Below are 13,684 nucleotides of genomic sequence, written 5' to 3'. Positions count from 1 at the left end.
AAGGAGTCCGCGCCACACCAGTCGATTCCGCGAGCGAGGGGCCATGGGAGGCGGGCAAGAGCTCTGCTGCCGAATGCAATCGCCGCCCTCCAAGTAGCACTGTGTTCCGATGGCTACCGTTCCCATTGAACCTTCATGGTCGATGGTGTGACCCGTGCGATTCCCTCGGCGTGCCGCACGATCACGTCTTCCGTGCCTGTGAGCCGGGTGACGCCGCGCCAGTCTTTCTGCGGCGTCATGGTGCGTGCCGCCGGGTCTTTGATATCGAGGACCAAAGATCGATCGCCCGGTCGGTAGTCCATGAACAGGTAAGGCCGATAGAAGCGCTCGTTCACCCAGAAACCCTCGAGGATCGCCCACATCTGGCCTCCTGCGAAGAAGGTATGGATGGTCTTCATGTCCGCTGCCCTGACCGTGCCGCCGCTGTAGCCCTTGCCCGCGCTGAAACCAAGATGCTCGCCTGTAGGGCTCCAGCTGATGCGCTGGAGCCACTGGTGGGGCCATCCATCGGGTTGAGTTCTGGACCGAATTTCGCACGAGGAAGCGTCGAGAATCGTGATGGTGGCCAATCGGCCTCCGCCAGGACGTCGCCACGGACGATCTTCATCCAGGTCGATCTGTTTCGACGTACCGCCGACGGCTATCTGGGAACCGTCGGGCGAGTAGGCGATCGTCCCGTGTGCGCCAGGGATATCGACCCCTCGGAAACCCGAGTCAGGCCAGCCGATGGTCACGCGGTTGGTCTCGACGATGGCGACTTGATCGATCGTCGGATGCACCGCGACGTCGGACGCGAGCGGTCCCCGCCAGGCCAAGGTCCCGTCGAGCGCCCAGACGTTGATGAAGCGCTCCGGTGGACCGTGGAACCAGTCGCGGCGCCAGGTCACCAGGTGGCCGCCGCCTGGAGTCCAGCATGCCTCGGTCCAGCCCGTACTCCCTTCGACGACGGCCTCGGTAGCTGTCTCGATAACGACCTCGACGGTCCTCTTGGGCTCCACCTCGAGTGCGGTCTCGGGTTGCCCGATGCTCGTTTCCTCGAAGGCGCGGATCTCGAGCGGACCACCGATGGGTCCGAGTGCCAGGTGGCGCTGGTCAGGAGCAAGCCAGCACGAGACCCCCGAAGTCCCCGGCGCCCACGAGTCAGCGGTCCGGTAGTCGGAGATCGTCGCCCCGCTCTCGACATCGATCACGCAGATCTGCCCCGATGGAAGGGCCACGAGGAGGTCGCCGCCCTTCAGCTGCTGGACGCTGGTCGCACTGCCGAACGGCGCGGTGCGGTCCGGTTCCGCTGCCACAGCTCCTGCGGGGCCCTCCTGGGCCGCGGCATCAGCAAGCAGGGAGAGGAGGATCAGGAGACAGATAGGGAAGGTGGGCATCGCAGAGGGAAAACGACACCGCCGAGAAATCGACGACGGGCAGGAGCGAAGAATCCTGGCGAGATCACGATGTCGCCGGTTCCGTATCGCCCGAGACCAGCCAAGCAGGGGATCAGTGGGGGAGGACGTCCGGCGGCGGTGGGCCGAAGATGAGTTCGATCGTGGCCATCGCGCCCGGAGGGGTCGGTTGACCCGGTGGGACGACCGCGATCTCGAGGTCGGGACGAAGCAGGTCGGCGAGCGCCTGCAAGCTGTAGCTGGCGTGGAGGAAGACCGGCGGCGCTCCCTCGCCTCCGGCCACGCCCATCACGTACGGGTTCAGTTGGGCGCGCGCGCCGGGTGGGAGCTCGGTGACGAGGGCGGTGAAGCGGGCGACCTGGTCCCTGGCGACCGGGCCGGCCAATGCGAGCGCCTCCGACTGCGGCCCGTTCCTGGAGGCTCCCATCAAGAGGCCGGCCAGGACGAGGGCCGCGGCGCCCGCCGCGATCGGTGCGGGGCGTCGCAGGGCGAGCGCTGCGCCGACGGCCGTCCCCGCGAGAATGGCCACGCTCGGGAGGAGCGCCACCACGTACCACATGTGGGCGCGACCCGAGAACGCGGTGATGCCGAGCGCCGCGAGCGCCCAGACCGCTGCGGCGATCACGGTCGTGCGGCCTGTGGTTCCCGTGGGGGGCAGCCCGATCGCCGCCGCCGCGATGAGCCCCAGGACCAGAGGCGCACCGCCGGGGACTCCGGCGGCGAGGAGCTGCCACAGGGTCCAGACGATCTCACCCGCGCCGTCACGGGCCGCCGCCGTGCCCGATTCGGCATGACCGCCCAGCCCGCCGAGTACCGCGGTTCGGACGGCGACGCCGACGGCGACGGCGCCAGCGCACGCGGCCACCGCGATCCAGCGCGGCCTCCAGGCATCGTCTTCGAGCGGCGGCGCCAGGACGGCGATCAAGGCGACCAGCGGGACCGCGATCACACCGGTCTCCTTGGAGAAGAAGGCGGCGAGCGACAGCAGCGCGATCGCCCACCCGCGCCTTGCGCCCAGCGCCTCGAGCGCGGCCCCCGCGACGAAGAGAACGCAGAGGGCATCCGCGCGCCTCGGCGCGTAGGGAACGACGTCGAGCTGAGACCGATGCATGAGAAACACCAGCGCCGCGATCACGGCGGCCACGGCCGCCGGAACGCGCAGGTTCGGGACGGGCCATAGACGCTCGATGAGCCGCGCAGCGATGGCGCCGATCACCGTCGCCGCGATCGCTGCGATCACGACGTCAGTCCACCGAAACGGCGCGGGGTCGAGGGTTCCTCCGCCCATCCAGTCATTGACCGTGAACGATAGGTGCACGAGCGGCCGGTAGAACGCGCCGTCCGGGTAGCGCCCGCCCATCAGCTCGTCGCCGAGCACGGAGAAGAGATCGGCCGCGCTGCCGACTCGCGATGCGGCGATCAGCGGGTAGCCATCGAACCCGAGCAGCGCGCCGTCACCGGCCCCGCCGTAGAGAAGGGCCGAGACGATCAGGCAAAGGGCCAGTAGCCCGAAGGCGCGAACGAAGGGCATGGTCGAAGGTGGGAAGGCGCGTTACTTGCCGTAGCCGAGACCCTTGACGCGGCTCTCGACCTTTAGGGTTTCGAGGTCGACGCCGTTGCCCTCGAAGGCTTCACGGGTCGAGATCAGGCTCGGGTCGTCCGCGTCGGGGATGCGCTTCGGTTCGGTGGCGGGACGGAGGAACGCCGCGTGCGCGTCGCCGCTGAAGCTCGCCGGAATCGGTTCGTCCAGAAGCAGAAGACTGAGGGGCGCGATGTCGATGAGCTGGAGATGGTCGCGTGCCTTCGACGGCGCCACGTTCTTCCCGGCAAGCACGAAGATCCCGTTCAGCGAATGGTCGGGGAACGGCGGCTCTCCGTAGGTGAGCGTCTGTCCGAACGTGGCGGCGACGCAGCGCCAGTCGGGTTCGAGTTCCACCACGAGGTCGGGCGCGATCGCGCTCGACCAGCGACCGGGGTAGAGATCCGAGCCGCGGTGGACCGCCTGGACGATGGGGAGGCCTTCGGGGAACTCGATGGCCAGGAGGTCCCGCGTGATCGCGTCGAGCACCTCGGCGCGGGCGTCCTCGCTGACGATGCCACGGGGCTCCCGTCCCGCGAGGTTGAGCCGGATCGACGCGAAGTTTCCCTCCGTCTCAACCGCGTACGCGCGCGTCGCGTCGAGGTCGAGCTGGCCGAGGCGCGCCGCGCGCTCGGACGCCTTGAAGTCGGCGAGGGAGCCCTGGGGAAGCGCGTCGAGCTTCGCGTCAGGGTTCGGCGCGCTGTAGCCGGCTTCCATCAGCCAGCGGTGCACGTTGAACGTCCTGCGGTACTCGGCGAAACCGTGGTCCGAGAGCACCATCACCGTGGTGTCGTCGCCGGCCGCTTCGGTCATGGCCCCGAGCGCGACGTCGAGGCGACGGAGGAGCCGCAGCACTTCCTCCCGCCGAAGGTTCTGCACCGGGCGATGGCAGAGCACGTCGAGCGACTTGAAGACGATCATCGAATAGGACCAGTCGGTCGCCTTCAGCTGCTCGCAGACGAGCCGCTCCTTGATGGCGATCTGCGACTCGATCGCATCGATGTCGGCGAGGGCCTGGCTCTGGCGCCAGACGCCGAGATCGGGGACGTAGCCCTGGGCTCGAAGACGTTCCGTGAAGCCGGGCGGGTGCGCATACTCGGCGTTCTCGGGGCTGAGCATGCCCGCGACGAGGGTGCCGCGCACCGCTTCGGGCGGGAACGTCACCGGGACGCCCCAGACGTGCACCGTGTGCCCGCGGGCGGAGAGAATGCGCCAGATCGGAGGCGCGTCGACGTCCTTGGCCGAGATGAGGCGCGCGTCGTAGCTCTTCTCGACCGGGCGAAAGAACGAGTAGACGCCGTGCTCGCCGACGCCCTTGCCCGTGGCGATGGTGGGCCACGCGGCGCTGCTGATCGGGATCTTCGTGGACTCCAGCGTGGCGCTGCGTCCGCGCTCGATCAGGGCGGCGAGGTTCGGCAGCTCACCCGCGCGCAGCATCGGATCGAGCATATCGAAGGTCGCTCCGTCCCACCCGACCACGAGGAGCCGCTGGGGGTCCATGGGCGAAGAGTCCCCGGACCCGCAGCCAGCGACGAGCGCCAGCGCCAGGAGGCCCAGGAGCGAATTCATCGGACGACGGACTACGGCGGGGGGCACGGCGCTCAGATCCTCTTCCCGAGCCTGTACCAGGCGAAGATCGCGAGCCGGATCCGCAGCTTGCGGCGGAAGCTGAGCTGGGAGCTCCCGACGAGGCGCTGGTACTCGGTGTAGTCGTTCTTGTTGGCGCCCTCGATCGTCCGGAACTCATGGTGCGCGAGGTTCGCCATCGAGATCGGCAGTCCCTGTCGGAGACGAAGGACCTCGACGAGGCGCTGGACCTCGCGGCCCCGCAGCAGTCGATCCTTCGGGCAGTACTTCTTTCCGAACCAGTGGTTGGTGCCGTGGATGCGGTAGCCGACGAGGGGCTCGCCGAGGAAGTACTTGCGCGCGCCGACGACGGAGCTGCCGTAGACGAGCGCCTCGTCCGCGCAGGTTCGCCATCCGCGGGCCTGGGGGAGCGGAAAGATGTCGTCGAGGATGCGGCGCTTGATCGCGAGGCAGGACGTGGGCTGGCCCACGAAGGCGCCGCCGTTCTTGAGCGCCCGCACGAAGGAGTAGCCCAGGTCGCGGGTTTGCCGCGGCGTGACCTCGGAGCGGCCGTCGGGGAAGAATCGCCGCTCGTTGCACGCGACGAATTCGACCTCCGGGTGCTCCGCGAAGACCTTCATCACGGACTCGACGTAGCGCGGATCCCAGACGTCATCGGCGTCGAGGAAGAACGCGACGTCGGCCGTGCTCTCCGCCACGCCGACCTCGAAGCACGAGAGCTGGCCACCGTTCTTCTTCTCGATCAGCCGGACGGCGTCGTACTCGGCGCAGACGCGCCGCACCTCCTCGAGATGCTCCTCCGACGAACCATCGTCCACGACGAGGATCTCGTCGAACGGGTGAGTCTGCTCCACCGCCGAGGCCACTGCTTCCCGCACGAAGTCGCGGTAGTTGTAGTGGTTGATCAGGCAGCAGGTGGTGAGCTTGGGCTTGCCCTTCATCGGGTGGGGGGAGGCTGGCTCGACCGCTGCGCATGTCGGAGAAGCTGCGCGTGTCGGAGAGGCGGGGACGGTCATGAAGGGACGCACGTGTTCGATCGGTCGCTGGCCCGGAGTTCACGGATGGGGTCCACGGATGGGGTCCTTCGGGTGCGCGCGGTCCGGGAAAGGTCGAGTCCCGGAGCGAGATGGTAGCGCGCGGGCGTGGCGGAGGAAACCGAAGCGTCCTGTCCTCTGTGGGCGCCCTGCCGCCTGCTTGCGGTTTCCTGGTAGGGGAATTGGAAGCCCGGTCTCGCGATTCACGGGGAGGCCCGTAGCCTGGGGCGCCATGCGTCCGTTCCCTCCCATCTTCGGTCTCGCCGCACCCTTCGTCCCGGTGATGGGCGTTCTCGGTGCCTGTTTCGTCTCCTGCGGCCCGTCGGCCAGTTCGGACGACCTCCCCCCGCCGGTGATCCTCATCTCGCTGGACACCGTGAGAGCCGACTGTATCGGCGTCTATGGTGCGCCCGAAGGCTCGACGCCCGCCCTCGACGCCTTCAGTCTTGGCGCCGATCGGTACGAGACCTGTACGAGCGCGGCGCCCTGGACGATGCCGAGCCACGCGTCGCTCTTCACGGGGCTCTATCCGTTCGAGCACGGGGCTCACTCGTTCCTGCCGCCGGACGACGCGACCGGGGACAACGTCTTTGCCCTGAATGACCGATTCAAGACCCTGGCGGAGGCGCTGCAGGGCAACGGCTACCGAACCGGAGGGGTCGTCTCGAACGCCATCTACCTGCGCCCCGAGCTGGGGCTCGATCAGGGGTTTGCGGACTGGGACGTCGAGCGCGCCCCTGCGCCCGAGATCAACCGCCGTGCCCTCGCCTGGCTCGACAAGGACCGCTCGAGCGGGCGACCGACCTTCCTCTTCGTGAACTACATGGACGCTCACCGTCCGTATCGAACGGGGGATCCCGAGAAGCTCGTCAACCAGCATCTCGATCGGCTTCTCTTCGAAGTGATGAATCAGGGCGAGCTGGATCCGGAGCTCGCGGCGCTCGTCGAGTCGCTCCACCAGAAAGCGGTGACGCGCCTGGATGCCGAACTCGAGAGGTTCTTCGACGGCCTGAAGGAGCGCGGTCTCTTCGACGACTCACTGATCGTCGTGACTTCCGATCACGGGGAGTCCTTCGGCGCGCACGCGATCGTCGAGCACTCCAAGGACGTGTACGAGGACACCGTGCAGGTGCCCTTGATCGTGAAGCTGCCGGGCCAGCGATCGGGGCGTGTGATCCGGGATCGAGCCTCGTCCGTGCACGTGGCGGGTCTGATCGCAGGTGCTCTGGGTGGAACGGACGCGGAGACGCTTTCGGATCTATTCCCCCGCGTGCCGGGCCCGACCGCGGAGAACGTCCTGGTAGAGAACTACTACAGCCGCCTCAAGGACCTCCAGCGCTTCGGCGACCGGTTCAAGCGGCGAAGGTGGGCGCTTTACGACGGGAGCATCAAGCTGATCGCGGGCTCCGACAACGGGGTCGAACTCTATGACCTGTCGACGGATCCAGGGGAACTCACGAACCTCGCGGAAGAGCGCTCCTCGGTGACGGAGCGGCTGCTGGGAGAGCTTCAGGCGCGGCTCGGCGGACCGACGGCCTACGAGGGCGATCCCGTCTTCCCAGGGAATCTGACGGACCGGCAGAGGGCTGACTTCGACCAGCTGGGCTACGGCGGTAGCGGCGGCGATCGTGGCAACGACGCAGAGCCAAAGGAGAACGCACCCCGATGATGAACTTCCGTTCCCTTCTCGTGCTGGCTGCCTGCTGGAGCGCCGCGGCCTGCGGCGGCGGGGGCGACGACGCCTCCACGAAATCCGCTCCGCACGTGATCCTGATCTCGCTGGACACGCTGCGGGCCGATCGGATCGGCTGCTATGCCTCGACCGATCGCACTGGAGCCTCGACGCCCGCCGTCGACGCGTTCGCCAGCGGGGCGGACCGCTACGTCTCCTGCACGGCGACATCCTCCTGGACGCTTCCCTCCCATGCCTCGATGTTCACGGGGCTCTTCCCGTTCGAGCACGGGACCCACGGTTTCAAGGTCGACAAGCTGATCGACAACGCATATCCACTGCACCCGGACTTCGTGACGCTGGCGGAGGCGCTGCAGCGCGCCGGCTATTCGACCGCGGGCTTCGCCGCGAACACGGTGTACCTGGCGATGCGCTGGGGGCTTGGCCAGGGCTTCGACACCTACGAGGTCAAGCGCCAGCCCGCCGCCGCCGTCACGGATCGCGTGCTGAAGCACCTGGACTCGGTCGCGGGTTCGAAAATGCCGCAGTTCGTGTTCGTCAACTACATGGACATGCACAGGCCCTACGGCGGCTTGACGGCCGAGGAACTTCATCGGATGCCCAAGGAGGAACGGCCCGACGAGCTGCTCGAAGCCCTCTGCGTCCAGGTGATGAACCGTGAGGAGCCGGCGGGTGAGCTAGGGGACCGCGTTCTCGGTCTCTACGACGCGGCGTTGACGCAGCTCGATGCCGAGATCGGACGACTCCTGGACGGGCTCCGTGGGCGCGGGATGCTCGAGAACGCGATCGTGATCCTCACGTCGGATCATGGCGAGGCGTTCGGCACGCACGGGATCGTCGAGCACGGCAAGGACGTCTACGAGCCGCTCGTGGCCGTGCCGCTCATCGTCAAGGCGCCGGGGCAGACCGAGGGCCGCGCGATCGACGACCGTCTCGCGTCGCTGGTGGATCTGCCCGGTTTGATCGCGAGGACGATTCCGGGCGAGGCGGGCGCGGCGTTGACGGAGGAGTTCGCGCGCGTCCCCGGGAGCCATGGCGTCACCGCGGAGATTCACTTCGCGCGGCCGCGCGACCTTCAGCTCTACCCCGAGCGATTCCAGCACGAACGAACGGCGTGGCGTGACGGCCGCTTCAAGCTGATCGTCGGCGGCGAGGCGGATCAGCTCTTCGATCTGGAGGCGGACCCTGGCGAGCTGGAGAACCTCATCGACCAGGAGCCCCAGCGCGCAGCGCTGATGCGTCGCGCGCTGGAGCGTTTCCTGGCCGCTGGCGCCTACCAGGGAGAGCGCATTCCGCCGACGCCGGCCAACGCCCATCAGCTCAAGGAAGCCGCCGCGATCGGCTACGGCGGGAAGGACGAGTGAGGCGAAGGCCGCGGGTTCAGGGCAAGTAGATGCCGCGCACCGCGAGCGCCTGGCGGATCGCGGCGATCTGGCGTTCGATGGACTGGAGGGCGATCACCTCCTCGGTCAGGTTCACGTTCGACTGTTCGAGGTAGCCCTGCTTGATCACGCCGGCTCCCTGGAAGCCGGGCTGGCAGCCCCGTGCGTCTCCCGAGGCGGCGGTGGGAAAAAAGCCGTTGCGGCCGGCGGCAGCGAGCGCGCTCTCGTTGCCAAAGGTATGAAGGCGGATCGTGCCGATCTGGGTGATCTGGAAGGATTCTCCGTGGGCGAAGCACTGGCCGTCGGTCGACACGGAGATTCCCTGACAATCCGACGGGATCGTCACCTCGTCGTTCAGCCGGTAGCCCTCGACCGTCACGAGCCTGCCGTCGAAATCCTGGCGAAAGCTCCCGTCACGTTGGTACCGGAGGTCGCCATTGGGGAGCTGGATCTCGAAGAAACCCCTGCCTTCGATGCCGAAGTCGAGCATATCGCCGGTCAGTTGAAGCACGCCCTGCTGGATGTCGTAGTGGCTCTTGCCGACCTCCGGAACGCGCGTGCCGCTCGCCTCGTCCACGTTGGCCAACGTGCTGAGCCTGCGACGCTTGTAGGCCGTCACGCTGGCATGGGCGATGTTCTCGCAGTGAGCGGCGCGCTGGGCCTCCAGGACGAGCAGGCCCTCCTGGAGGACTTTGACTTCCTGCAGGTAGGTCGGGGTGGCGCTGGAGTACGAAGCGCTGGCCACCTGAGCCCCCCTTGTATCCGCAAGGAGGGCACTCAGCACGTCCAGTCGATCGCCGAGTGTCACGAGTCCAGCGGTGACGTCGGCGTTCCCGCTCGGTTCAGGGCCCCGGATCGCGAGAAGCGCGTGAAGCGCCTTGACCTCGCGCGTCAGCTCCGCCTGCGAGGATTCCATCTCCGTCCGCCACGGCTCGTCGGGCGTTGCGGAGGGGGTGGCGCTCTGGCAGGCGGCAAGCATGGCGACGGTGAACAGCAGAGTCGTGGCAAGCGTCATCATCAGGATCTCCGGTCGAGCGGAGCGAAAAACTCGCTCCCTCCCCGGTCGTTCGACCAGCAGGGCGCAGAACTGATGCCTCGATCGTGCGGGAAGATTCCGCACGGGGTCCCGCGCTACCGCGGCGCCGGCGCGCCGGCGTCGACAGCGAGATTGAGATCGAACTGAAGTGGCTCGGCTCCGACCGTCAGTTCACGCTGGAGTACCGAACCGTCGCCCATACGGATCCTGAGCGCATAGTCGCCAGGCAGAAGATCGATCCACGATTCGGCGAACCAGCGTCCCACCCACGTGGTGTCGGCCGCCAGGCCGTTCTCGTCGATCGCCTCGAGAAAAGGCCAGGGCTCCTCCAGCTTTCCCGTCGGGAACGTGACGTGGGTCGTGGCAGTCACCGTCAGCCGGAGCTCCTCGACGTCTCCCGAGCGGGCATCCACCGTCATGGGGGCCGAGCGCAGCCGTGGATCGAACGGGCGTGGCGGCCTGGCGGGTACGCCCGCGACCTGCAGCACGTACTGCGTAGGCGCCAGGCCCTCGATCCTGAACCGTCCGTCCGGATCGCTTGCGAAGCGTCGGCCCTCGATGGCGGCGACGGCGCCCGTCGTCGCGTCCAGCGTGCCCAGACGGAACACGGACTCGATGGGCTGACCGTCCGCGTCCCGGACCGATCCGGCGAGGGCGACCGGCCTCTGCAGTCGAATGACGCCGAGGTCGAGAAGGCCGCCCTTGGGGAGGACCACCTCCCGGAAGAAGTCGGCGCGACCCTCGGCTCGCGCGGTCCACCAGAGGGGTCCGGGCGGGACGTCTTCGAGCGAGGACGCGCCCGTCGACGGATCGTTGTCGAGCGCGCTCCGTTCGTCGAAATGTGCCCAGGTATCCAGGGCGACGCGAGCGGAGAGCGGCGCGCCTGTTTCCGCGTCCACGATCGTGGCCTGGACCGTGCCGCGCAGCGCGCGTAGTTCGTCGGGATCGACCACGAAGCGGACCTCTTCCACTTCCTCGGTGACGCGGCGAGTCGCCAGCACGCAGTGGTGGGAGACCAGAGAGATCCACGTCGGGCCCGATTCGTGGATCGCGAGTCGCACGAACTCAGCGGGATCGCGCTCAGCGTCGCTCGACTGCCAGGAAACGACCGTGCCGACGCCGAGCGGCTGCCACAGATCTTCTTGCTCCAGCCCGATCATCTCGCCGGGCCTTTCCAGCGTGGCCACGGGCGCGAGAGCCGCGGGGTCGCTGAAGAGCCCGGCCTCCCGCAGGATTGGGACGGCGGGCTCGCCGCCCCGCGTGACCACGAGGATTCGAACGGCTTGCTGTGCCGGAAGGACGAGATCGCGGCGCAGGAACCCTGTGTCGCCATCGATCTCGACCTTCAAAACGGGGCAGTGCCTTCCTTCCGCGTACGGCGTGACGGTCCACGAGCCGATAGCGAGGGGACCGAGCGCGTACCTGCCGGCCGCGTCCGACCTGGTGCTGATCATGCTCCCATCGGGTGTCCTCAGGTGGACGAGCACACTCCCGAGTGCCACGGCACGAGCGTCGACCACCTTCCCGTAGAGCAGCGCGCTACGGGGTTCAAGCGGCCCTCCTTGCGCCTCGACCGCGGCGGCGGCCCGATTCGTGAGCGGCTCGCTCTCTGGCCGGTGCGACGCTGACTCCTCCGGCACGACCGCGCTTTCCGAAGCGCTCGCGATCGTGAGACTCCGAGGCGGGGCGACGAGTGGCGCGTCCGCTTCGAGCACGGAAGCGTTATCGGAGCGCGCTGCTTCTGGGCGCAACGCGGCCGGCGCCGCCTGCTCCCGGTCCGGAAGCAAGGCACGAACGACGAGGAAGGTGACGACCGCAGCGGCGGCGGCCGTCAGCCAGGCTCTCCAGGGCGCTGGCGAAACGACGCCCATGTCAGCGCACCTCACCGATCACGGGGACGTCACCGAGGTCGAGCACCTCGCCGGGACCCACGCGGAGTCGCTGCTCTGGGAGAAGGTACTGCGTGGCTCCGTTCGATGCGCGGTAGCCGAGACGGAGCCGACCCGGCGGCACACTCTCGAAGACAAGGATCTCGCCTTCGAGCCGAGGCTGGATCGAGAGGCTTCCTGCTGGGTGGTCGAGGGTGACTCCACCCGTGATCGCGACGCCCGTCGCCGGGTCGATCATCCTCAGCCGAACCGTGCCGGAGAAGGGCCCGAGATCGCCCACGGTGAAGACCAGCTCGGTCTCGCTGCCGTCGAGTCGTCGCGCCTCGACGACGGCGTCTCGGAACATCAGGCTGACCCAGAGCGGTGGCTCGGCGGTCAGCAGGAGCTGGCCCTGGTAGCGTGCGCCCAGTTCGGCAGGGACTCCGTCGCTCTCGGCGCGGCTGTGGAAGAGAGCGGCCTCGCTACGCTGGAGGAAGCGTCCTGCTGCATCGAGCCTCGTTCCCGGATGTTCCCACGTGGCCGCGACGCCCAACGAGGCACCCAGCTCCGCGCCGGACCCTCCGCCGAGCCATCGCACAGGGATCGCAGTTCCATCCGCTGACACGAAGCGCACCGGCAGGGTGAGAGCTGTCCGCAGCGCCACGGACCGGGCCCAAGTGGGCGCGCGCTCGATCTCCACGTCCCGGGAGACCTTCAGAAATCCCGGAGCGGAAACCTCGAAGCGGCACGCCCCCGGCTCGAGTTCGAAGAGCGTCCAGCCTCCGCCGGCGCCGGTCACTGTCCGACGGGCTGCGCCGTCCGCGGGCTGAAGACGCACCGTCGCCCCCGCGACCGCGGCACCCTGCTCGTCGACGATCACTCCGCTGCCGATGATGCCGAACACCGGATCTACCGGCTCCGTGGAGTCGGGCGCAGGAGCGCTTGCCCGACGGTTCTGCGCCTTGTCCGTGACGGACAGGAGTGGCGGGTCCAGTCCCTTCGGCAGGGCCCGTTCATCCGCTGGGTCATGTGCCGTGACCGCGGGGGCGTCTGCGACTCGGGGCGATCTCGCGCCGGTTTGCGCCATCCAGGCGCCGCCTGCCGACAGGGCTCCGACGAGTGCGCCGAGGGCCGTGAGTTTCATCGTCATGATCGTTCCCAGGGATAAACCACCGGCAGCGGCGCCGCCCACTTCGGGGACGCCCGCGAGCGGGAGGAGAAGGGCGGCCCAGGTCTCCCACGATCGTCCATCGCGGGCGACGAGAGCCTGGCGCAGAAGCTCGCGTCCGCGGTGCAGTCGGCCGCGCAGCGTGGACGCCGAGATCCCCTGGCGCTCCGCGATCACGGTGGGGGTGAGCCCCTCGTAGTAGCGAAGGTAGAGGTCCATGCGGTAGGGCTCGTCGAGCTTCGAGAGCTCCGAAACGAGCACGCCCGCGAGGTCGAGCCGCTCGGCGGCCGCTTCCGGGCCTGGCGCGCGCCTGTTCCCGCCGAACGAAAGAGTCTCGTGGTCCTCCCTGCGACGCTGACTTCTCTGCCTGCGCTGCGCCGTGCGGCGAGCGACCGTTCCGAGCCAGCTCTTGGGCTGCTCGGCGGCACGGGCGCGACCCCGCAGCATCGAGAGCCACGTGTCCTGCACGAGGTCGTCGCGGTCAGCCTCTTGGTGCGTGAGGCCGCGCGCCAGACTCTGCAGCCAGGCGCTTTCCTGAAGGAGCGGCTCGAGCCGAGGATGGGGATCGGAGGTGGTCACGTGGAGAGGGTGCCCGACCGACGGAGAGCGTTGTCTGGAACCTCGAAAACATGATGGTGAAGACCGCGTAGCCCGGGCTCCTCTTCGGCGACTTTCGAGTGACGGCCAGTGCCGAAGGAATGCCGTGGAAAGCGCGGCTATTAGCCACGGACTGCTTGCGAGGCGGATCCGAATTTGTCCATCTCAAGAACACGACCGGGTTCGAAAGGGACCGGTGCTGGACACTGCTTCGCGGCCTTCCGGTCCCTCGGAACGGAGCCTTTTGCATCGGCCGTTCCGCGGCCGGTGGGGCAGCAGATGGTCGGCTGTCCTCTCGCCCTGACGGCCCCGATGGTTCCCGGTCTTTACGACGTGGCCCTGGAGA

Annotated in this window: 9 protein-coding genes; 2 read left to right on the top strand and 7 right to left on the bottom strand. The window is 68.2% G+C overall.

The window, feature by feature from the left end:
• Positions 1 to 113: 113 nt before the first annotated feature.
• From Poly30_RS25470 to Poly30_RS25455, 4 genes are all read right to left on the bottom strand, one after another.
• On the bottom strand, positions 114 to 1,376 hold the full coding sequence (locus tag Poly30_RS25470; protein ID WP_145204404.1) for a hypothetical protein: 1,263 nt from the start codon (positions 1,374 to 1,376) through the stop codon (positions 114 to 116).
• A gap of 112 nt (positions 1,377 to 1,488) precedes the next feature.
• Positions 1,489 to 2,925, bottom strand: coding sequence for a hypothetical protein (locus Poly30_RS25465; protein ID WP_145204401.1), 1,437 nt, complete (start codon positions 2,923 to 2,925; stop codon positions 1,489 to 1,491).
• 21 nt (positions 2,926 to 2,946) lie between these two features.
• A complete protein-coding gene (locus Poly30_RS25460; protein ID WP_145204398.1) occupies positions 2,947 to 4,542 on the bottom strand; it encodes an alkaline phosphatase family protein in 1,596 nt (531 codons plus the stop codon).
• A gap of 32 nt (positions 4,543 to 4,574) precedes the next feature.
• Positions 4,575 to 5,501 (bottom strand): glycosyltransferase family 2 protein, encoded by a 927-nt coding sequence (locus Poly30_RS25455; protein WP_419190665.1) that lies wholly within the window; start codon positions 5,499 to 5,501, stop codon positions 4,575 to 4,577.
• Between the two features lie 325 nt (positions 5,502 to 5,826).
• Between Poly30_RS25455 and Poly30_RS25450 the strand changes: the two genes are divergently transcribed.
• Both Poly30_RS25450 and Poly30_RS25445 read left to right on the top strand, forming a co-directional pair.
• Positions 5,827 to 7,263 carry a sulfatase gene (locus Poly30_RS25450; protein WP_419190664.1) on the top strand — a complete coding sequence of 479 codons (1,437 nt, stop codon included), beginning with the start codon at positions 5,827 to 5,829 and terminating at the stop codon, positions 7,261 to 7,263.
• A complete protein-coding gene (locus Poly30_RS25445; RefSeq protein ID WP_145204389.1) occupies positions 7,260 to 8,651 on the top strand; it encodes a sulfatase family protein in 1,392 nt (463 codons plus the stop codon). The genes Poly30_RS25450 and Poly30_RS25445 overlap by 4 nt, the downstream gene beginning before the upstream one ends.
• A gap of 16 nt (positions 8,652 to 8,667) precedes the next feature.
• On the opposite strand, the gene Poly30_RS25440 is transcribed toward Poly30_RS25445, so the two are convergent.
• The 3 genes from Poly30_RS25440 to Poly30_RS25430 form a co-directional block, all read right to left on the bottom strand.
• The gene (locus tag Poly30_RS25440) at positions 8,668 to 9,687 is read right to left on the bottom strand and encodes a flagellar hook-basal body protein (RefSeq protein WP_145204386.1); all 1,020 of its coding nucleotides are present in this window, start codon (positions 9,685 to 9,687) and stop codon (positions 8,668 to 8,670) included.
• A gap of 113 nt (positions 9,688 to 9,800) precedes the next feature.
• A complete protein-coding gene (locus tag Poly30_RS25435; RefSeq protein WP_145204383.1) occupies positions 9,801 to 11,576 on the bottom strand; it encodes a carboxypeptidase-like regulatory domain-containing protein in 1,776 nt (591 codons plus the stop codon).
• A 1-nt stretch (position 11,577) separates the two neighbouring features.
• Positions 11,578 to 13,320: a sigma-70 family RNA polymerase sigma factor gene (locus Poly30_RS25430; RefSeq protein ID WP_145204380.1), complete on the bottom strand. Its 1,743-nt coding sequence runs from the start codon at positions 13,318 to 13,320 to the stop codon at positions 11,578 to 11,580.
• Positions 13,321 to 13,684: the final 364 nt, after the last annotated feature.

The sequence above is a fragment of the Saltatorellus ferox genome, assembly GCA_007751475.1.
GTDB lineage: Bacteria > Planctomycetota > UBA1135 > UBA1135.
Note: the sequence above shows the minus strand (reverse complement) of the source record. Positions and strands in the feature narration are given on the sequence as shown.

Bases quoted from the DNA above. Each gene is read 5' to 3' on its own strand.
- Poly30_RS25445 (WP_145204389.1), top strand. From the start codon at position 7,260: ATGATGAACTTCCGTTCCCTTCTCGTGCTGGCTGCCTGCTGGAGCGCC.
- Poly30_RS25465 (WP_145204401.1), bottom strand. From the start codon at position 2,925: ATGCCCTTCGTTCGCGCCTTCGGGCTACTGGCCCTTTGCCTGATCGTC.
- Poly30_RS25435 (WP_145204383.1), bottom strand. From the start codon at position 11,576: ATGGGCGTCGTTTCGCCAGCGCCCTGGAGAGCCTGGCTGACGGCCGCC.
- Poly30_RS25440 (WP_145204386.1), bottom strand. From the start codon at position 9,687: ATGATGACGCTTGCCACGACTCTGCTGTTCACCGTCGCCATGCTTGCC.
- Poly30_RS25450 (WP_419190664.1), top strand. From the start codon at position 5,827: ATGCGTCCGTTCCCTCCCATCTTCGGTCTCGCCGCACCCTTCGTCCCG.
- Poly30_RS25455 (WP_419190665.1), bottom strand. From the start codon at position 5,501: ATGAAGGGCAAGCCCAAGCTCACCACCTGCTGCCTGATCAACCACTAC.
- Poly30_RS25470 (WP_145204404.1), bottom strand. From the start codon at position 1,376: ATGCCCACCTTCCCTATCTGTCTCCTGATCCTCCTCTCCCTGCTTGCT.
- Poly30_RS25460 (WP_145204398.1), bottom strand. From the start codon at position 4,542: ATGAATTCGCTCCTGGGCCTCCTGGCGCTGGCGCTCGTCGCTGGCTGC.